Genomic DNA, 17,985 nt, shown 5'->3' with positions numbered 1-17,985 from the left:
CCCTGCATGACGGAGATGAAGGAGTTCCGCACCGTGGATGATCTCGCCGGTGACCCGGCTCCCAACCCCCACGCGTCGGCCGAGCAGGTCGAGGCCGCCCGCCACGACTCCAAACTCGCCCAGGTGCTCTACCACGACTGGGAGGCCGAGTCCTACGACGAGAAATGGTCGATCTCGTATGACCAGCGGTGTGTCGACTACGCAAGGGGCCGATTCGACGCCATCGTGCCCGAGGCCGAACAGCGCGACCTGCCCTACGGCCGGGCGCTGGAACTCGGCTGCGGAACGGGCTTCTTCCTGCTGAACCTGATCCAGTCCGGGGTGGCGCGCCGCGGCTCCGTCACCGATCTGTCCCCCGGCATGGTGAAGGTGGCCACCCGCAACGGCCAGTCGCTCGGACTCGACATCGACGGCAGGGTGGCCGACGCGGAGGGCATCCCGTACGAGGACAACACCTTCGACCTGGTGGTCGGCCACGCGGTGCTGCATCACATCCCCGACGTCGAGCTGTCGCTGCGTGAGGTCATCCGGGTGCTCAAGCCCGGCGGCCGGTTCGTCTTCGCGGGTGAACCCACCACGGTCGGCAACTCATACGCGCGGGCGCTGTCCACGCTGACATGGCGAGCCGCGACCCACCTGACCAGGCTGCCCGGGCTGGACGGCTGGCGCAGGCCGCAGACCGAGCTCGACGAGTCGTCGCGCGCGGCGGCTCTGGAGGCCGTCGTCGACCTGCACACCTTCGAGCCGGCCGACCTGGAACGGATGGCCACGTCGGCCGGTGCGATCGAGGTCCGCACGGCCAGTGAGGAATTCACCGCGGCGATGCTGGGCTGGCCGGTACGGACCTTTGAGGCGGCGGTGCCGCCCGGCAAATTGGGTTGGGGCTGGGCGAAATTCGCGTTCAACGGCTGGATGGCGCTGAGCTGGGTCGACGCCAATGTGTGGCGCCGGGTGGTGCCGAAGGGCTGGTTCTACAACGTGATGGTGACCGGCGTCAAACCATCGGGAGATTGAGCCTCTTCGACCTGGCAACGGTCGCCTACCTGGGCGGCGACGACGGTGCGCGGGCGCTGCAAGACGCCGCCGCCCACCGCCTGAACGACGCCACCCTGGTGTCCGACATCGCTTCGCTGCGAACACGATTCGGTGACCGGGCGGCTGCGCTGGTGGAAACGACGCTGCTGCGCCGCAGGGCCTCCGCCAAGTTCGTTGACCCATCCGGCTGGCTGTTCACCGACGACGCGCTGCAGCAGGCGACCGCCGAACCCGTCGCGCAGCACCGTGCCCGCCGGCTGGCGGGTGCCACCGTGCACGACGCGACCTGTTCGGTCGGGTCTGAGCTTGCGGCTCTGCGAACGCGCGCGTCGCTCGTGCTGGGCAGCGACATCGATCCGGTCCGGCTGGCCATGGCCCGTCACAACGTCCCGGACGTGGATCTCTGCCGTGCCGACGCACTGCACCCGATCACCCGCGAGGCCGTCGTCCTGCTCGACCCGGGCCGCCGCGCCGGCGGGCGGCGGCGATTCGATCCGCACGCCTACACCCCCGCGCTCGATGTGCTTCTCGAGCTGTACCGCGACCGCGACAGCGTTGTGAAGTGTTCTCCTGGAATCGATTTCACGTGGCTGGAGCGGTCGGGCTTTCGTGGCGAGATCGAGGTGACCTCACTGGGCGGCGGCGTCCGGGAGGCCTGCCTGTGGTCGTATGGGCTGGCAGCGTCCGGCGTCGGCAGGCGCGCAACGCTGCTCGACGGGCCGGAGGAGATCACCGACGCCGAACCCGACGACTGTGCGGTGGCAGCGCCCGGCCGGTGGATCCTCGAACCGGACGGTGCGGTCATCCGCGCCGGCCTGGTCCGGCACTATGCGGCCCGGTACGGCCTCTGGCAACTCGATCCGGACATCGCCTACCTGTCCGGCGATCAGCTGCCGCCAGGAGTCCGCGGATTCGAGGTGCTCGACCGCGTTGCCTATAGCGAACGTCGTCTGCGGCAGGTGCTTTCGGCGCACGACGCCGGTGCGCTCGAGATCCTGGTGCGCGGGGTGAACGTCGACCCCGACACGCTGCGCGCCCGACTGCGGCTGCGGGGTTCCACACCGATCGCCGTCGTCATCGCGCGACTCGGTTCCGGGGCCGCAAGCCGGGCAACGGCATTCGTCTGCCGCCCGTCGAGGTAACTCACGACCCGGCATGGCGGCGTAGGCTGTCAACGTAGCGTCGGCGGTGTCGCCGGCGCCGTGATCGCCTGCGAGGACGACCCGACGATGCGAACTTCCGCCCTGGCCGCTGCGGTCGCGGCCGGCATTCTGACGCTGTGGTCCGGCACCGCGACTGCTGGCGCCCAATCGGCGTGCCGCGACCTGGCGGGCACGGTGGACCCCGACGGGACGTGCCGCGTCCACGCCGCCGCCACCGCCTACACCCTCGACTTCAGCTTCCCCGACAACTACCCCGACCAGCCGGCCCTGGTCGGCTACCTCACCCAGACCCGCGACGGCTTCATCAACGTCTCGGATATGCCCGGCTCACGCGACCTGCCCTACGTGCTCGACGCGAAAGGCGCCGCGTACCGGTCCGGGGTTTCTCCCGGAGGCACGCAGAGCGTGGTGTTCGAGGTGTACCAGAACGTCGGCGGTGCCCACCCGCAGACCTGGTTCAAGGCCTTCAACTACAACCTGGCGGCGCGGACACCGATCACCTACGACACCCTGTTCACCCCGGGCGCCGACCCGCTGGCCGTCATCTATCCCATCGTGCAGGCCGACCTGCAGAGGAAGACCGGTGTGCAGCAGGCGATCTCGCCCGCCGACGGCATGGACCCGTCGCACTACCAGAACTTCGCGCTCACCGACGACACCGTGATCTTCTTCTTCGGCCAGGGCGAGTTGCTGGCCGACGCCGCGGGCGCGACGCAGGCGTCGGTTCCCCGCGCCGCGCTGGCGACCCTCCTGGCCATCTAGATCGATGACTGCCCGCGGTCAGGCGGGGGCGAAGCCGTAGACCTGACCGTCGCTGGTCGCGGTCACGACGCGGCGATCGTGGCCGACGGAAATGCCCACCGGCCAGCCGGTGGCCTCCGGCATCTCGTGGCTGTCGATCGTGCGGCCGTCGGCCGGGTCGAACGCCATCAACGCCTGACCGCGGGGAGCATCGGGCCCGCCGGACGGCACCACGGCGTAGGCGATGCCCTCCCCGGCGCGGCTCGACGTCGTCAACGGCTCGACATCGTCGCGGGTCCACACCACGTCGCCGCGTTCCCCGTCGTCGCGGACGGCAGTCAGCCTTGCCCCCGGCCCGCCGCCGGCGATAATCAGCCCGTCTGGGGACACCGAGGGTGGCGTCTGCGCCAGGTAGTTCAGCGCAACGGACCATTTCACCGTGCCGTCCTCGGAGTTCAGCGCCCACAGCCGCTCGTCACGCCCGTTGACATAGATCGTGGCGCCGTCCGCCGACAGCACCGGGCTGGCCAGCGGCCCGCCACCGACGACGGCACTGGTCCAGTCCCGGGTGAGCAGCGGCCTCTGACCGGGGTGGTAACGCAGCCCGACCATGATCGGCGCGCCGGCACCGGGTTCCCACAGCCCCAGGGCGACGATGCCCGATGCCGCGGCGAACGCGGGCGCGGCGGCTACCGGACAACCCGGCCCCGCAGGCCCGCAGTCGTCGAGTCCGCGCATCGAGTCCATCGGGTCGATCCCCGTCACCAAATCCAGCGGCGTGCCCTCCACGGAGCCGCGGTGGGCGTCGAAGATCAGCACCTGGCCCAGATGCGTCGTCACCAGCAGCTGACCGTCCGCCAGGATCCTGGGCGTGGCGGGCATTCCGATGACGGGCTGGCGCCACCTGGTCCACTGGGTCACCGGGAAGGACAGGATTGCGCCGGGCTGGCCGACGTAGACGTTGTCGAACCCGTCGAACAGCGGGCCGGCGAACCCGCCGCCCTGCACCACCCGGTTGCACCAGCGCTGACGGCCGTTGTTGTCGGCCTCCCACACCATCAGCGAGCAACCGCCCGCCGTCTGCGCGTTGACGGCCAGGTAGCTTCCCGAGCCCAGCGCGATCTGGGCGCCGATCTCACCCTTGACCGAGCGGGACCACTCCAGCCGCAGCGCGTCAGCACCCTCGACCGATGTGAAGCTGCTGTTGTTCGCGTCGCCGTACTGGGCGGGCCACCCGGTCGCCGCATGGGTCTGCACCCAGGAATCGGTGTTCCCGCAGCCGGTCAGCCCGGCGGCGACCAGCACCGTTGCCGCCAACCCGAGGAATCGCCGGAACACAGGGTCCTCTCAGGTCGTCGGGTTGCGTCCGGGCTTCACGCCCACGTGAGGGTAACCCGACGGGCTGGGTGCCCCGTCGTAGCGACCCGCGGATGTCCCGCGAGCTTCGCGTAGGCTTTCCCGCCATGACGACCATGTGGGGTGCGCCGCTGCACAAGCGCTGGCGGGGCTCTCGGCTCCGTGATCCGCGTCAGGCCAGGTTCCTCACGCTGGCTTCGTTGCGGTGGGTGCTCGCCAACCGGGCCTACACACCCTGGTATCTGGTCCGGTACTGGCGACTGCTGCGGTTCAAGCTGGCCAACCCGCACATCATCACCCGCGGCATGGTCTTTCTGGGCAAGGGCGTAGAAATCCAAGCGACTCCAGAACTCAGCCAGATGGAAATCGGCCGCTGGGTGCACATCGGCGACAAGAACACCATCCGCTGCCATGAGGGTTCACTGCGCATCGGCGACAAGGTGGTCCTCGGCCGCGACAACGTGATCAACACCTATCTCGACGTCGAACTGGGCGAATCGGCGCTGATGGCCGACTGGTGCTACGTGTGCGACTTCGACCACAAGATGGACGACATCAACGTGCCGATCAAAGATCAGGGCATCGTCAAGAGCCCGGTGCGGATCGGCCCGGACACCTGGATCGCCGCGAAGGTGACCATCCTGCGGGGTACGTCCATCGGGCGGGGCTGCGTGCTGGGTGCGCACGCGGTCGTCAAGGGCGATGTCCCCGACTATTCGATCGCGGTCGGCGCACCGGCCAAGGTCGTGAAGAATCGCAAGCTGGCGTGGGAGACGTCGGCCGCCGAGCGCGCGGAGCTGGCCGCCGCACTCGCCGATATCGAACGCAAGAAAGCCGCCCATTAGCCGCTCCTGCTCAGCCCCGATCCGGTAGCGGCCGCTCGACGATGGCCCGCCGCGGCAGCGGTCCGCGCTCGCGGCGCTTGGCCGCGAGGTAGACCTGCGCCGTGTCGATGGCGACGGTGTGCCAGTCGAAATCCGACGTCAGCCGGTCGCGGGCGGCATTCGCCCGGCGCTGGGCGGCGTCGGGATCGTCCAGCACCGCACGGACCGCGCTCGCCAGCCCGGCGACGTCACGCGGCGGGAACGACATCCCGGTCACCCCGTCGATCACCGCCTCGCCCAGCCCCCCCACGTTGGAGGTCACCAGCGGGGTCCCGGTGGCGGCCGCCTCCAGCGCGACGATGCCGAACGGCTCGTAGTGACTGGGCAGCACCGCGGCGTCGGCCCGGTGCAGCAGCCGCACCAACTCCTCGTGGTCGACCCGGCCCGCGAAGGTGACGGCCTTGAGCACCTTGTGCTTTCGGGCCTGCTCCACCAGCCAGTCCCGCTGGGTGCCGTCGCCTGCGATCACGAGAGTCGTGCCCGGATGGGTGCGCCTGATCCGGGGCAACGCGGCGATGGCGTCGTGAACACCCTTCTCGTACTCCAGTCGGCCCAGATAGAGCAGCTCCGCCGGGCCCGATCGGATTGCGCGTGGCGCGAACGGCCAACGTGCGGCGTCGATTCCGTTGCGGATCACTCTGATCTCGGCGAGATCGGGGCCGAACAGGTCGGTGATCTCCTGCGACATCGATGCCGAACAGGCGATCAGCAGATCGGAGTCACGCACCAACCAGGACTCCACGGCGTGCACCTGGCGGCTGATCGCGCCGGCGACCCAGCCGCTGTGCCTGCCGGCTTCCGTCGCGTGGATCGTGGAAACCAGTGGAACATCGAAGAATTCGGCGAGCGCGATGGCGGGATGGGCCACGAGCCAGTCGTGGGCGTGCACCACGTCCGGTCGCCACGATTCCGAGGTGTGCAGAGCCAGGCCGGCCCGCGTCATCGCATGCCCCATGGCCAGCGTCCAGGCCATCATGTCGGCGCCGAACTCGAATTCGTGCGGATCCTGTGCGGCGGCGATGACGCGGACGCCCTCGCTGATCTCGTCGATCGACGGATGCGTGCTGGGATCGGTGCCGGTCGGCCGGCGGCACAGCACCACGACCTCATGGCCCGCGGCGGCCAGCTCGGTCGCGAGGTGATGGACGTGGCGGCCCAACCCGCCGATCACCACCGGCGGGTACTCCCATGACACCGTCAGAATCCTCATCGGCCGCGCCACGGCCGTCGCGGGCGTGGGGGAGAGGTCACCGGGGCAACCGCCTGGCATCGAGGCTGCCGAACAGTCCGTCGGCGCGGTTCCAGCCGTCGGCCAGCCGCTGCGCATGCTCGCGGCGGCCTGACGCCAGTGCTCCGGCGATCTCACGGGTGGCGTGTGCGTGCAGATGTGCGCGGTAGCGCGCGTAATCGGCGGCGGAGTCCTTGCTCACCATGAACGGCCAGTCGCTGGACACGGTCAGCAGCGTCTCGCGCAGAATCTGATCGGCGACGAAATCGCGTGCGGTGGGGGATCCCGGCGATGCGGACCGGGCTAGCGTCTTGTCTACCGCCGACAGCGCGCTGTCGACGACCTCGGCGTTGAGCCGCACCAGGTCTGCCACCTGTTCGCCGGCCCAGACCTGCCAGTCCTTACCCGAACCCCATGAGCTGGGCGGCAATTCGACGGCATCCCCAACGAAGCCATCGGCCATCGCATCGGCGAGGGTGCCGACGCGCACGCCGGCGACAGGCAGCGCCCGCAGGACCCGCTCCAGCCAGACCGGCCCCTCGTACCACCAATGCCCGAACAATTCGGTGTCGAAGGCCGCGACAACATGCGCGGGCCTGCCGATCCGGTCGGTCTCCTCGATGAGCCGGCGCCGCACCACCCCGACGAAGTCGTCCACGTGGGCGTCGACGGCGCTGTCGGCGCGCTTCGGATCGTACGGGGCCTTCTCCGCCGACGGCACGTTATGGCCGGTGACACGCGCCGGCTTGAGGCCGGTGGCGTGGTCGTAGGTGTGGAAATCGCGGTAGGCGGCGTGACCGGGGTAGCCGGATCGGGGCGACCACACCCGGTAACTGACGTTGAGGTCCCGCCCGAACGCGATGACGTCGGAACCGGCGACCGGCCGGCCCAGTGCGGTGTCGCCATGCAAGGACGGCCCGTCCACCATGAAATGGGTGACACCGGCTGCGGCGTAATCGATTTCCATCCCGGGCGCGTAGGCGCACTCGGGCGCCCAGATCCCGGCTGGCGTGTGCGCGAATCGCTGCCTGGCGTCGTCGAGTCCCTCGCGCAGCGCGAACTCCCGAAGGCGGCGGTTGAGCAGCGGCTGGAACGGGTGGGCCAGCGGCCCGCCGAGCAACTCGATCGTGTCCGCGTCGATCAGCTCCCGCAGCAGCGGGCTGGCGCCATGGCGCCACAGCGTCGCGAAATCGGCGAGGGCGCCGCCTGCCTCGTCCAGTTCGCGAATCCCGAACGCGCGCAATGCTTCCGGCGCCGACGCGGGAGAGGTGTCGGTGCCGCCGCGCATCGTGGCGGCTTCCAGTGCGCGCAGCTGCCAGTTCGCCAGCCAGTGGTGCATGCCCGTCAGGCAGTACGGGTCATCCAACTGTGCGGTGACCACCGGGGTCATGCCGAGTGTGACCAGGTGGTGGCGGCCCTCGGCGGCCAGCGTGCGCAACACCCGCAGCAGCGGCAGGTAGGCGGCCGACCACGACTGATACAGCCATTCCTCGCCGACCGGCCACCGGCCGTGATGGGCCAGCCACGGCAAGTGCGTGTGCAGTACCAGGGTGAACATGCCGGGGACCGCGGCCGTGCGTGCCTGGCCGGAAAACGCCGCGGTGCTCGACTCCGTCACGACCGGATCGCGATCGCAACCAGATCGAGGCTGTCGTCGATGTCGCGGTCCGCCGCATCGGCGAGATCGAAATCGTCGACGCACACCGACGCCACATCGGCCAGCAGCTCCTCGGTCCACGGCTCGCCGGCCACCGCACGCGCGACCTGTGCGTCGATGATCGATCCGCCGTGGCGCGCATCGAGCTGCCGCAGCCGCTCGCCGTGGAACACCCCGAGCATCGACTCGACGGTGAAGCCCTTGCCGGTGAGGAGTTCGGTCAGCTCGGCGGCGTTGAGTTCGCGGGTGTGAAACGGGTTGAGCGGCGTGTCCCTCCCGGGGGAAAAGGTGATCCGGTTGGGCGTGGACATCAGCAGCACACCGCCCGGCCGCAGCACCCGATGGCATTCGCCGACGAACTGGCCCTGATCCCACAGGTGCTCGATCACCTGGAAGTTGACCACCACGTCCACCGTCGACGCGGGCAGCGGCAGTTCCGCAAGGTTCCCGTGGCGCACGTCGACCCGCGGATAGCGGGCGCGGACATGGGCGACTGTCGCCTCGTCGTAGTCCACTGCGACCACCCGTTCGGCCACATCGGCGATCAGGTCGGCGCCGTACCCCTCTCCGCAGCCCGCCTCGAGCACGTCGCGGCGCGTGCAATGGGCCGCGAACCGCCGGTAGACCACCTCGTGGCGGCGGAACCAATAGTTCTCCTCGGCCAGACCGGGCACGGTTCGCTCCCCGGTCAACGGAAGGTCGGCCGTGGGGGGCCCGTCGAATGCGCTCATTGCATGGCAGGCTAGTCCAGCCCGCGGGTTGGTCGCCCGTTCCGGCCCAGTTCGGCTGCCGCGGGAGGGCTGACGTGCATGATTTCGGCTGGCAGAGGCAAGCTATGGTGATCCTGCGAAGCACCCCAAGTTACTGGCTAGTAACATGGTCCGCGTTTGCGTTGAACGTGCTATGGCCGGCCGGGCCCCGGCCTCATCGAGGAGGACGAACCAGAGTCATGACGAACATCGTGGTCCTGATCAAGCAGGTGCCTGACACGTGGTCGGAGCGCAAGCTCGCCGACGGCGATTTCACGTTGGATCGTGAGGCCGCCGACGCCGTGCTGGACGAGATCAACGAGCGCGCCGTCGAGGAGGCGCTGTTGATCAAGGAGCGCGAAAGCGGGGCGGGCGGGGAGAGCACGGTGACCGTGCTGACCGCCGGACCGGAGCGCGCCAGTGAGGCAATCCGCAAGGCGTTGTCGATGGGCGCCGACAAGGCGGTGCATCTCAAGGACGACGGCATGGCCGGTTCCGATGTCATCCAGACGGCGTGGGCGTTGGCGCGGGCGTTGGGCACCATCGAGGGCACCGAGCTGGTGATTGCGGGCAATGAATCCACCGACGGGGTCGCTGGTGCCGTGCCGGCGATCATCGCCGAGTATCTGGGTTTGCCGCAGCTGACCCATGTGCGCAAGCTGGTGGTGGAGGGTGGCACGGTCAGCGGTGAGCGGGAGACCGACGAGGGCGTGTTCACGCTGGAGGCCACGCTGCCCGCGGTCGTCAGCGTCAACGAGAAGATCAACGAGCCGCGGTTCCCGTCGTTCAAGGGCATCATGGCGGCCAAGAAGAAGGAAGTGACTACCTTGACGTTGGCTGAGATCGGGGTGGAGGCCGACGAGGTCGGCGGCCCGAACGCCGGCTCGACGGTGCTTTCGGCGACGCCCAAGCCGCCGAAGTCAGCGGGCGAGAAGATCGCCGACGAGGGTGAGGGCGGCGCCAAGATCGCCGAGTACCTGGTTGCCCAGAAACTGATCTAAGACTTTTCCTTCCAGAGCAAAGAGGCTGAGTATCCATGGCTGAAGTACTTGTGCTCGTCGAGCACGCCGACGGTGCCCTCAAGAAGGTCACCTCTGAGTTGATCACCGCGGCCCGTGCCCTTGGCGAGCCCTCGGCGGTGGTGGTGGCCGCGCCGGGCACCGCCGCCGGACTGGTCGAGGACCTCAAGGCTGCCGGGGCGGCCAAGATCTATGTGGCCGAATCCGATGAGGTCGACGCCTACCTGGTCACCCCGTTCGTGGATGTGCTCGCCGGGCTGGCCGAGTCCGCGGCGCCCGCGGCCGTATTGGTCGCCGCCAGCGCCGAGGGCAAGGAGATCGCGGGCCGGTTGGCCGCTCGTATCGGCTCGGGGCTGCTGGTGGACGTCGTGGAGGTCAAGGCCCCCGCTACCGGGGTGCATTCGATCTTCGGTGGGGCGTTCACCGTCGAGGCGCAGGCCACCGGTGACACCCCGGTGATCACCGTGCGCCCGGGCGCGGTCGAGGCGGCCCCCGCCGCCGGTGCCGGTGAGCAGGTCACGGTGGAGGTGCCCGCCGCCGCGGAGAACGCCACCCGGATCACCAAGCGGGAGCCGGCGGTGGCCGGAGACCGTCCGGAACTCACCGAGGCGTCGGTCGTGGTCGCCGGCGGGCGCGGCGTCGGCTCGGCCGAGAACTTCGGGGTCGTCGAGGCGCTGGCCGATGTGCTGGGTGGTGCGGTCGGTGCCTCGCGGGCCGCGGTGGATTCGGGCTATTACCCGGGTCAGTTCCAGGTCGGCCAGACCGGCAAGACGGTCTCGCCGCAGCTGTACATCGCGCTGGGGATTTCCGGGGCGATTCAGCATCGCGCCGGGATGCAGACCTCCAAGACCATCATCGCGGTCAACAAGGACGAGGAAGCCCCCATCTTCGAGATCGCCGACCTCGGCATCGTCGGAGACCTGTTCAAGGTCACCCCCCAGCTCACCGACGCGATCAAAACCCGCAAGGGCTGACAGCCAGCCACGCGACCCCCGGCCGAACCAGAATGCGGCCGGGGGTGTCGTGCATCGAGGGCGCGGCGACCCGCGGGTGACAATTCGTCACCGAGCGTGCACGAACACGTCACGCCGTGATTGCCGCCTCGCCGAACATTTGGGCGAACGTGCAGGGTATGAGCACTGCTTCCGTACTCATCGCCGCCGACCAACCAGCCGAATCGATCGGCGGTCCCCAGTACACGCTGCTACTGTCGACCGACCCTGAGCTCATCGACGCCGCGCAGCGGCTGCGCCACGACGTGTTCACCTCCGAGCCGGGTTTCGCCCTCGCCGGGTCGGCCGACGGCCGCGACGCCGACCGGTTCGACGAGTTCTGCGACCACCTGCTGGTGCGTGAGGACGGGTCCGGCGAACTCGTCGGCTGCTACCGCATGCTGCCGCCGCCCGGCGCGATCGCCGCGGGAGGGCTGTACACCGCCACCGAATTCGACGTCACCGGGCTGGATCCGTTGCGGCCGTCGATGGTCGAGATGGGGCGCGCGGTGGTGCGCGACGATCATCGCAACGGTGCCGTCGTCCTGCTGATGTGGGCGGGCATCCTGGCCTATCTGGATCACAGCGGCTATGACTACGTCACCGGGTGCGTGTCGGTGCCGGTCGGCTCGGATGAGCCGGGCCGCCAGCTGCGCGGGGTGCGTGACCTCGTACTGCGCAGACACGCCGCCCCGCGGCCGTACACGGTGCGCCCCTATCGGCCGGTTGTCATCGACGGCAAGGGGCTCGACGAGATCCCTCCCCCCGCGCGGGTCAACATCCCGCCCCTGATGCGCGGCTACCTGCGCCTGGGGGCGCGGATCTGCGGTGAACCGGCCCACGATCCTGACTTCGGGGTCGGCGACTTTCCCGCGCTGCTGGACAAGGGCACAGCCGACATCCGCTATCTGCGCAGGCTGCGATCGGTCGGGCAGGCGGCCGCCATGGCCGACGGGATGGGCGCCGGTTCAGTCGCTGACGTCGAGGGCGCCGCGTCATGACCGTCGAGCATCCCTGGCTGCCGCGGGCGACGTGCGACGCCGGCTGCGTGCGCGCCGGAGAGGCCGACACCGGCCGGCGGCCGACGGTCTGGCTGCGTGTCACGGTCCGCACCTGCATGCTGCTCATCCTGTCGCTGGCGCTGCCGCTGCTGGCGGTACCGCTGCCCGGTCGCTCTCATGTGCAGCGGGGCTATTGCCGGCTGGTGCTCCGGTGTCTTGGCGTGCGAATCACGGTGTCGGGCGGCCCGATTCGCAATCTGCGCGGGGTGCTGGTGGTCAGCGGTCACGTGTCGTGGGTCGATATCTTCGCGATCGGTGCGGTGCTGCCCGGCTCATTCGTGGCGAAATCGGAGGTGATCTCCTGGCCTGGGCTCGGGCTGCTCGCGCGGTTCTTGAGGGTCATCCCGATCGACCGGACGAGCCTGCGTCGGTTGCCCGACGTGGTCGGCGCGGTCGCCGAGCGGCTGCGCGCGGGGCACACCGTGGTGGCGTTCCCGGAGGGCACCACCTGGTGCGGCCTGGGTTACGGACGGTTCCGGCCCGCGATGTTCCAGGCCGCCGTGGATGCGCACCGGCCGGTGCAGCCGCTGCGGCTGTCGTACCGCCATCGCGATGGGCGGGCGTCGACGGTACCCGCCTACATCGGTGACGACACGCTGCTCGCGTCGATCGCCCGGCTGATCACCGCCCGCCGCACTGTCTGCCATGTGCGGGTGGAGTCGCTGCAGCTGCCCGGCGCCGACCGCCGCGATCTGGCGGCACGCTGTGAGGAGGCGGTGCGCGGCGCGGGTACCCAGCACGCGCACGGCCACGCATTGGTCGCCTGAACAGGGGTTCGGGACGGCCGGACGGCGACGGCTATCCTTGACGGGTTATGACCACGCATCAGCCGGCCTATCTCGACCACGCCGCAACGACACCGATGCACCCGGCTGCCATCGAGGCGATGACGGCTGTGCTGGCAACCGTCGGCAACGCCTCCTCCCTGCACGGCGCGGGCCGGTTGGCGCGGCGGCGCACTGAGGAGGCCCGCGAGACGCTGGCCCACCTGCTCGGCGCGCGGCCGTCCGAGGTGATCTTCACCGCGGGTGGCACCGAAAGCGACAACCTCGCGGTCAAGGGTATCTACTGGGCGCGCCGCGACGCCGACCCGTGCCGCCGGCGCATCGTCACCACACCCGTCGAGCACCACGCCGTGCTCGACGCGGTGCAGTGGCTCGTCGAGCACGAGGGCGCCGAGGTGACGTGGCTGCCGGTCGGCACCGACGGCTCGGTCACGCCGTCGGCGCTGCGGGCCGCGCTGCAGGATCACGACGATGTCGCGTTGGTGTCGGTGATGTGGGCCAACAACGAGGTCGGAACCATCCAGCCGATCGCCGGGCTGGCTGCCGTCGCGGCCGAATTCGACGTTCCGATGCACACCGACGCCGTGCAGGCCGTCGGCCAGATCACCGTCGACTTCGCTGCCAGCGGGGTGTCGGCGATGAGCGTGACCGCGCACAAGTTCGGCGGTCCAACGGGTGTGGGTGCGCTGCTGCTGCGCCGGGACGTCGGGTGTGTCCCGCTGCTGCACGGCGGCGGTCAGGAACGCGATGTCCGCTCCGGGACAGCCGATGTCGCCGGAGTGGTGGCGATGGCGGCCGCCGCGCGAGTGGCGATTCACGGGCTGGAGACCACCAGTGCCCGGGTGCGGGCGTTGCGGGACCGCCTGATCGACGGTGTGCTGTCCAGCATCGACGACGTCGAGGTCAACGGTGCCGCCACCTCGAGCCGGTTACCGGGCAACGCGCACTTCACCTTCCGCGGGTGTGAGGGCGATTCGCTGTTGATGTTGTTGGACGCCAAGGGAATCGAGTGTTCGACCGGCTCGGCGTGCACTGCCGGAGTGGCGCGGCCGTCGCATGTCCTGATCGCGATGGGTGCTGACCCTGCTAGTGCGCGCGGTTCGCTGCGGATCTCGTTGGGCCACACCAGCATCGACGCCGATGTGGATGCCGCGCTGGCCGTGCTGCCCGCCGCGGTAGACCGGGCCAGGCAGGCGGCGCTGGCGAGTTCGGGCGCGGTCGACTGAACCCATGCGTGTCCTGGTTGCGATGAGTGGCGGGGTCGATTCGTCGGTCGCCGCCGCCCGGATGGTCGATGCGGGCCACGACGTGGTCGGCGTGCACCTGGCGCTGTCGACCGCGCCGGGCACGTTGCGCACCGGATCGCGGGGCTGCTGTTCCAAGGAGGACGCCGGTGATGCCGGCCGGGTCGCCGACATCCTCGACATTCCCTTCTACGTATGGGATTTCGCGGACCGATTCAAGCAGGACGTGATCGACGACTTCGTCTCGTCGTACGCACGCGGTGAGACGCCGAACCCCTGCGTGCGCTGCAACGAGAAGATCAAGTTCTCGGCACTGGCCGCCCGTGCCGTGGTGCTGGGGTTCGATGCCGTCGCGACCGGGCATTACGCGCGCCTGTCGGAGGGCCGGCTTCGCAGGGCGGTGGATCAGGACAAAGACCAGTCCTATGTGCTCGGCGTGCTCACCGCCGACCAGCTTCGCCACGCGGTGTTCCCGGTCGGCGATACGCCCAAGCCGCTGATCCGCCAGGAAGCCTCCCGCCGCGGGCTGGCGGTGGCCGACAAGCCCGACAGCCACGACATCTGCTTCATTCCCTCCGGTGACACCCGCGCCTTCCTCGGGACCCGCATCGGTGTGCGGCGCGGTCCGGTGGTCGACGCGGCGGGCACGGTGCTCGCCGAGCACGACGGCGTCCACGGCTTCACCGTTGGTCAGCGCAAGGGGCTGGGTATCGCCGGTCCGGGCCCCGACGGGATGCCCCGCTACGTCACGGGCATCGACGCAGACACCGCAACCGTGCGCGTCGGCGCCGCCGCCGACCTCGACGTGTGGCAGCTGACCGGCGAACGACCGGTGTTCACCTCGGGCAGCGCGCCCACCGGACCCGTCGAATGCGACGTGCAGGTGCGGGCCCACGGCGGCACCGTTGCCGCGGTCGCGGCACTGATCGACGGGCGGCTGGAGGCGCGGCTGCATACGCCGCTGCGCGGTGTTGCGCCCGGCCAGACGATGGTGCTCTACCGGCGCGATCCCGACGGTGACGAGGTGCTGGGCAGCGCGACCATCACCCGCTGACGGTCCGGCTGCCAGTCCCCGGGCGCTCGGCCGCGGTCACTATCGATAGTCCGCTCCCCGCGATAGCCCTTTCGATTGTGCGCCATTTCTGCGCGTGGGCTGTGCGTTGGCGAGTGTTGACGACCTCGGCGCAGATCTCGGCGTAGGTCTCGGCGCAGACGGGGGTGCGGAGAAACGCCGACGGGCACCCCGCGTTGGGGTGCCCGTTGAGCGTGGGTGGGGTTTAGCGGCCGCTGTGGCGCACGGTGGTGTCGACGTGGGGGACGGTGACGGTGGGTTGGATGTCCTGGATCCAGCCGTGGTGGTCGATGTCGGCCTGGGCGGGGGCGGCGAAGCCGAACAGGCCTGCGGCCAGGGCGCCTGCGGTCAGGGCGGAGAGGGTGAACTTCTTCATGGTGATCACTCCCGGTGATGTCGTAGCGGCGGTGAAGCGGTGGTGCTTCGTGCCGGTCTGACTGTCTAAACCAGCAGGTCAGGATTACCTGGTGGCAGGAATTGATCGCCGACTGGCAGAAACCGATACGTCGGGATCGCGCCGAGCGTCCCCACGCCGCCCCTCGATGCGCCGAGATCTGCGCTGTGGTCGTGAAACCGTTGGCGCAGCCCTCACGCAGATCTCGGGGCGTGAAAGCTAGCCCGGTGTCCCGGTGCCCTGCTTGGCGGTGTCGCTGAGGCCGAACCTGTCGTGCAACCGGGCCAGCGGTCGCGGGGCCCACCAGTTGCGCCGCCCGAGCACCCGCATGAAGGCGGGCACCAGCATCATCCTGACCAGCGTCGCGTCCATCAGCACGGCCAGTGTCAGGCCGAGGCCGAACATCCGCATGAACGACACCTGCGCGGCCATCAGCGCGGCAAACGAGATCGACATGATCAGCGCGGCGGCCGTGATCACCCGGCCGGTGTGGGCGACACCGAGCGCGACGCTTTCGGTGTTGGCGGCGGGGGTCCGATCCGACTCCAGCCAGTGCTCCCGGATCCGCGACATCAGGAACACCTCGTAGTCCATCGAGAGCCCGAACGCGATGCAGAACAACAACACCGGCACGTCGACCTCGAGCGCACCCGTCACCGGCGTGCCGAGCGCACCGAGGTGACCTTCCTGAAAGACCCAGACCAGGGCGCCGAACGCCGCGGTCAGCGACAAGATGTTGAGCACGACCGCCTTGAGCGGCAGTACGACACTCCCGGTGAGCAGGAACAGCAGCACCAGGGTGATCGCGGCGATGATGCCCAGCACCTCCGGAAGCCGGTCGATGATGGCGTGCACGGTGTCGTGGTTGGCCTGGGCCACCCCGCCGAGGTGGACGGTCGTTCCGGCCGGCGGAGCGACGGCATGCACATCGTCGAGTTGACGCTCCGAGGCGTCGGAGAACAGCGGCGCGGTGCTTGCTATGGTCAGGAACGCGCTGCCGTCGGCGATTCCGGTCGCTGCGCTCGGCGGCCCGACCAGATTGCCGTCCACGAACGTCCCGCCCGGCGCCGACACCGACGCCACGTCGTGGATCGTCGACAGCTGCGCCGCGTACCGGCTCAGTTCGGCGACATCGTCCGCGGTGGCTTTATCGCTCCTCGCGTCCGCGGTGGTTGTTTCGCTCCTCGCGTCCGCGGTGGTTGTTTCGCTCCTCGCGTCCGCGGTGGTTGTTTCGCTCCTCGCGTCCGCGGTGTCAGTCATCACGACAGTGATGTTCGTCATCGGGTTCACCGCGAAATCGTTGCGGAGCTGATCGCCCACCTGACGCGATGACGCCGAGTCAGGCAGCATCCGGTCGTCGGGAAAGCCCCACTTGACCCCGAGGAACGGCGTCCCGAGCAGCAGCAACAGTGCGATGATCGCCGCGCCGATCGGGATGGGGTAGCGCATCACAAACGTCGTCATGCGGTACCAGAATGTGTCCTCCACCGGCTTGGCCACCGGGTCGGGGCGATGCAGGATGCGTCGCACGAGAACACGGATGTCCAGTGCGTTGAGTCGATCGCCGAGCAGGACGATCGCAGCGGGCGTGACGACGATCGATGCGACCGCGCAGAAAGCGACCACCGCGACGCCGGCGTACGCGAACGACCTCAGAAAATACTGCGGGAACAGCGCCAGCGTGACCATCGACGACGCGACTGTCAGCGCCGAGAACAACACCGTGCGGCCCGCCGTGGCCATCGTGCGCCGCAGCGCACTGTGCAGGTCGACCCCGGCCTGCAGTTCGTCGCGGTACCGGCTGAGGATCAGCAGGGTGTAGTCGATCGCCAGTGCCAGGCCCATGGCGACGGCCACATTCAGCGCGAAGATCGACACGTCGGTGAACAGCGTGACAGTGCGCAGCACGGCCAGCGCCCCGACGATGGCAAACACGCCGACGATCATCGGCAGTGCGGCGGCGAGGAGACCGCCGAATACCCAGACGAGCACGACGAAACTCAGCGGCATCGCCAGCGACTCCATGAACACCAGGTCCTTGAGCGTCTGCGCATTGGCCTGCCAGAAGCTGGTCGCCTCGCCACCGGCCCGCACCGTCACACCGTCGCGGTCGGGAGGGAACTGCTCGGCCAGGTCCCTGGCGCGTTGCTGTACCTGGGTGTCGTCGCCGGCGATGCCCGCGACGATCAGCCCGGTCTTACCGTCGGTACTGATCAGGGCGGGTGCCGGCGGCCCGGTGAACGCCGATGTCACCTGGGTGACGTGCGGTGAGGTGCTCAGCAGCCCGACGATGTCCGCGCCGGTGGTCCGGGCGGCCGGGCTGTCGGCACCGTCGTCCGAGGTGACCGACACGATCATCGCCATGTGGCCCTGGCTGAACTTCTCCTCGAGCAGGCGCACGGCCTGCGAGGATTCCGCCGCGGGGTCGCGCATCCCGCCCGCCGACAGGCTGCCCGCGACCGGGATAGCGAAGATCGCGGCGGCCGTGATGACCAGCAATGCGACAGCGATGACGCGCCGGGGTGCCGCGATGGCCAGCCGGGTGACCGCTTCCAGCACGTGGTGCCCCCGTCTATCGATCGGATTGTCGCCGAAGTTTATTCAA

16 protein-coding genes are annotated in these 17,985 nt (G+C 69.4%); 10 read left to right on the top strand and 6 right to left on the bottom strand.

From position 1 onward, the window contains the following. Positions 1 to 6 precede the first annotated feature (6 nt). From ADBZ6K_RS14950 to ADBZ6K_RS14940, 3 genes are all read left to right on the top strand, one after another. The gene (locus ADBZ6K_RS14950; protein ID WP_526347954.1) at positions 7 to 1,014 is read left to right on the top strand and encodes a class I SAM-dependent methyltransferase; all 1,008 of its coding nucleotides are present in this window, start codon (positions 7 to 9) and stop codon (positions 1,012 to 1,014) included. Further along, a complete protein-coding gene (locus ADBZ6K_RS14945) occupies positions 1,002 to 2,177 on the top strand; it encodes a THUMP-like domain-containing protein (protein ID WP_526347999.1) in 1,176 nt (391 codons plus the stop codon). The genes ADBZ6K_RS14950 and ADBZ6K_RS14945 overlap by 13 nt, the downstream gene beginning before the upstream one ends. Positions 2,178 to 2,264: 87 nt before the next feature. Next, complete coding sequence (locus tag ADBZ6K_RS14940; RefSeq protein ID WP_526347952.1) at positions 2,265 to 2,960, top strand: esterase; 696 nt, start codon at positions 2,265 to 2,267, stop codon at positions 2,958 to 2,960. Positions 2,961 to 2,978: 18 nt separating this feature from the next. Here ADBZ6K_RS14940 and ADBZ6K_RS14935 read toward each other — a convergent pair whose 3' ends face one another. Continuing rightward, the gene (locus ADBZ6K_RS14935; protein ID WP_526347950.1) at positions 2,979 to 4,277 is read right to left on the bottom strand and encodes a BamB-related PQQ repeat family beta-propellar protein; all 1,299 of its coding nucleotides are present in this window, start codon (positions 4,275 to 4,277) and stop codon (positions 2,979 to 2,981) included. Positions 4,278 to 4,402: 125 nt separating this feature from the next. On the opposite strand from ADBZ6K_RS14935, the gene ADBZ6K_RS14930 reads away from it, so the two are divergent. Next, positions 4,403 to 5,140, top strand: coding sequence for an acyltransferase (locus ADBZ6K_RS14930; protein WP_526347948.1), 738 nt, complete (start codon positions 4,403 to 4,405; stop codon positions 5,138 to 5,140). Positions 5,141 to 5,150: 10 nt separating this feature from the next. Here ADBZ6K_RS14930 and ADBZ6K_RS14925 read toward each other — a convergent pair whose 3' ends face one another. Genes ADBZ6K_RS14925 through ADBZ6K_RS14915 form a run of 3 tightly spaced genes read right to left on the bottom strand, consistent with a single transcriptional unit; the run spans position 5,151 to position 8,795 of the window. Beyond that, a complete protein-coding gene (locus tag ADBZ6K_RS14925; protein WP_526347946.1) occupies positions 5,151 to 6,389 on the bottom strand; it encodes a glycosyltransferase family 4 protein in 1,239 nt (412 codons plus the stop codon). 37 nt (positions 6,390 to 6,426) lie between these two features. Continuing rightward, positions 6,427 to 7,965, bottom strand: a complete 1,539-nt coding sequence (locus ADBZ6K_RS14920; RefSeq protein WP_526347997.1) for a 1,4-alpha-glucan branching protein domain-containing protein — start codon at positions 7,963 to 7,965, stop codon at positions 6,427 to 6,429. 56 nt (positions 7,966 to 8,021) lie between these two features. Next, positions 8,022 to 8,795, bottom strand: coding sequence for a class I SAM-dependent methyltransferase (locus ADBZ6K_RS14915; RefSeq protein ID WP_526347944.1), 774 nt, complete (start codon positions 8,793 to 8,795; stop codon positions 8,022 to 8,024). Between the two features lie 218 nt (positions 8,796 to 9,013). Between ADBZ6K_RS14915 and ADBZ6K_RS14910 the strand changes: the two genes are divergently transcribed. The 6 genes from ADBZ6K_RS14910 (at position 9,014) to mnmA (ending at position 14,968) form a co-directional block, all read left to right on the top strand. Further along, entirely contained in the window at positions 9,014 to 9,814 is an 801-nt protein-coding gene (locus ADBZ6K_RS14910) for an electron transfer flavoprotein subunit beta/FixA family protein (protein ID WP_526347942.1), read from the top strand. Positions 9,815 to 9,849: 35 nt separating this feature from the next. Next, complete coding sequence (locus ADBZ6K_RS14905; protein WP_526347940.1) at positions 9,850 to 10,806, top strand: electron transfer flavoprotein subunit alpha/FixB family protein; 957 nt, start codon at positions 9,850 to 9,852, stop codon at positions 10,804 to 10,806. A 158-nt stretch (positions 10,807 to 10,964) separates the two neighbouring features. Then, entirely contained in the window at positions 10,965 to 11,825 is an 861-nt protein-coding gene (locus ADBZ6K_RS14900) for a GNAT family N-acyltransferase (RefSeq protein WP_526347938.1), read from the top strand. Beyond that, a complete protein-coding gene (locus ADBZ6K_RS14895) occupies positions 11,822 to 12,652 on the top strand; it encodes a lysophospholipid acyltransferase family protein (protein WP_526347936.1) in 831 nt (276 codons plus the stop codon). Before ADBZ6K_RS14900 ends, ADBZ6K_RS14895 begins: the two co-directional genes overlap by 4 nt. A gap of 47 nt (positions 12,653 to 12,699) precedes the next feature. Further along, positions 12,700 to 13,896: a cysteine desulfurase family protein gene (locus ADBZ6K_RS14890; protein WP_526347934.1), complete on the top strand. Its 1,197-nt coding sequence runs from the start codon at positions 12,700 to 12,702 to the stop codon at positions 13,894 to 13,896. Between the two features lie 4 nt (positions 13,897 to 13,900). Next, positions 13,901 to 14,968 (top strand): tRNA 2-thiouridine(34) synthase MnmA, encoded by a 1,068-nt coding sequence (mnmA, locus tag ADBZ6K_RS14885; RefSeq protein ID WP_526347932.1) that lies wholly within the window; start codon positions 13,901 to 13,903, stop codon positions 14,966 to 14,968. Positions 14,969 to 15,191: 223 nt separating this feature from the next. Here the strand turns inward: mnmA and ADBZ6K_RS14880 are convergent, their stop codons facing one another. Continuing rightward, positions 15,192 to 15,362, bottom strand: coding sequence for a hypothetical protein (locus tag ADBZ6K_RS14880; RefSeq protein ID WP_526347930.1), 171 nt, complete (start codon positions 15,360 to 15,362; stop codon positions 15,192 to 15,194). Between the two features lie 237 nt (positions 15,363 to 15,599). Further along, on the bottom strand, positions 15,600 to 17,939 hold the full coding sequence (locus ADBZ6K_RS14875) for an MMPL family transporter (RefSeq protein ID WP_526347928.1): 2,340 nt from the start codon (positions 17,937 to 17,939) through the stop codon (positions 15,600 to 15,602). Between the last annotated feature and the right edge of the window lie 46 nt (positions 17,940 to 17,985).

Source organism: Mycobacterium sp., from assembly GCF_044223235.1.
Taxonomy (GTDB): domain Bacteria; phylum Actinomycetota; class Actinomycetes; order Mycobacteriales; family Mycobacteriaceae; genus Mycobacterium.
This window is presented reverse-complemented; position numbering and strand designations above follow the sequence as displayed.

Bases quoted from the DNA above. Each gene is read 5' to 3' on its own strand.
- ADBZ6K_RS14950 (WP_526347954.1), top strand. From the start codon at position 7: ATGACGGAGATGAAGGAGTTCCGCACCGTGGATGATCTCGCCGGTGAC.
- ADBZ6K_RS14940 (WP_526347952.1), top strand. From the start codon at position 2,265: ATGCGAACTTCCGCCCTGGCCGCTGCGGTCGCGGCCGGCATTCTGACG.
- ADBZ6K_RS14930 (WP_526347948.1), top strand. From the start codon at position 4,403: ATGACGACCATGTGGGGTGCGCCGCTGCACAAGCGCTGGCGGGGCTCT.
- ADBZ6K_RS14925 (WP_526347946.1), bottom strand. From the start codon at position 6,389: ATGAGGATTCTGACGGTGTCATGGGAGTACCCGCCGGTGGTGATCGGC.
- ADBZ6K_RS14920 (WP_526347997.1), bottom strand. From the start codon at position 7,965: ATGTTCACCCTGGTACTGCACACGCACTTGCCGTGGCTGGCCCATCAC.
- ADBZ6K_RS14915 (WP_526347944.1), bottom strand. From the start codon at position 8,795: ATGAGCGCATTCGACGGGCCCCCCACGGCCGACCTTCCGTTGACCGGG.
- ADBZ6K_RS14910 (WP_526347942.1), top strand. From the start codon at position 9,014: ATGACGAACATCGTGGTCCTGATCAAGCAGGTGCCTGACACGTGGTCG.
- ADBZ6K_RS14905 (WP_526347940.1), top strand. From the start codon at position 9,850: ATGGCTGAAGTACTTGTGCTCGTCGAGCACGCCGACGGTGCCCTCAAG.
- ADBZ6K_RS14900 (WP_526347938.1), top strand. From the start codon at position 10,965: ATGAGCACTGCTTCCGTACTCATCGCCGCCGACCAACCAGCCGAATCG.
- ADBZ6K_RS14895 (WP_526347936.1), top strand. From the start codon at position 11,822: ATGACCGTCGAGCATCCCTGGCTGCCGCGGGCGACGTGCGACGCCGGC.
- ADBZ6K_RS14890 (WP_526347934.1), top strand. From the start codon at position 12,700: ATGACCACGCATCAGCCGGCCTATCTCGACCACGCCGCAACGACACCG.
- mnmA (WP_526347932.1), top strand. From the start codon at position 13,901: ATGCGTGTCCTGGTTGCGATGAGTGGCGGGGTCGATTCGTCGGTCGCC.
- ADBZ6K_RS14880 (WP_526347930.1), bottom strand. From the start codon at position 15,362: ATGAAGAAGTTCACCCTCTCCGCCCTGACCGCAGGCGCCCTGGCCGCA.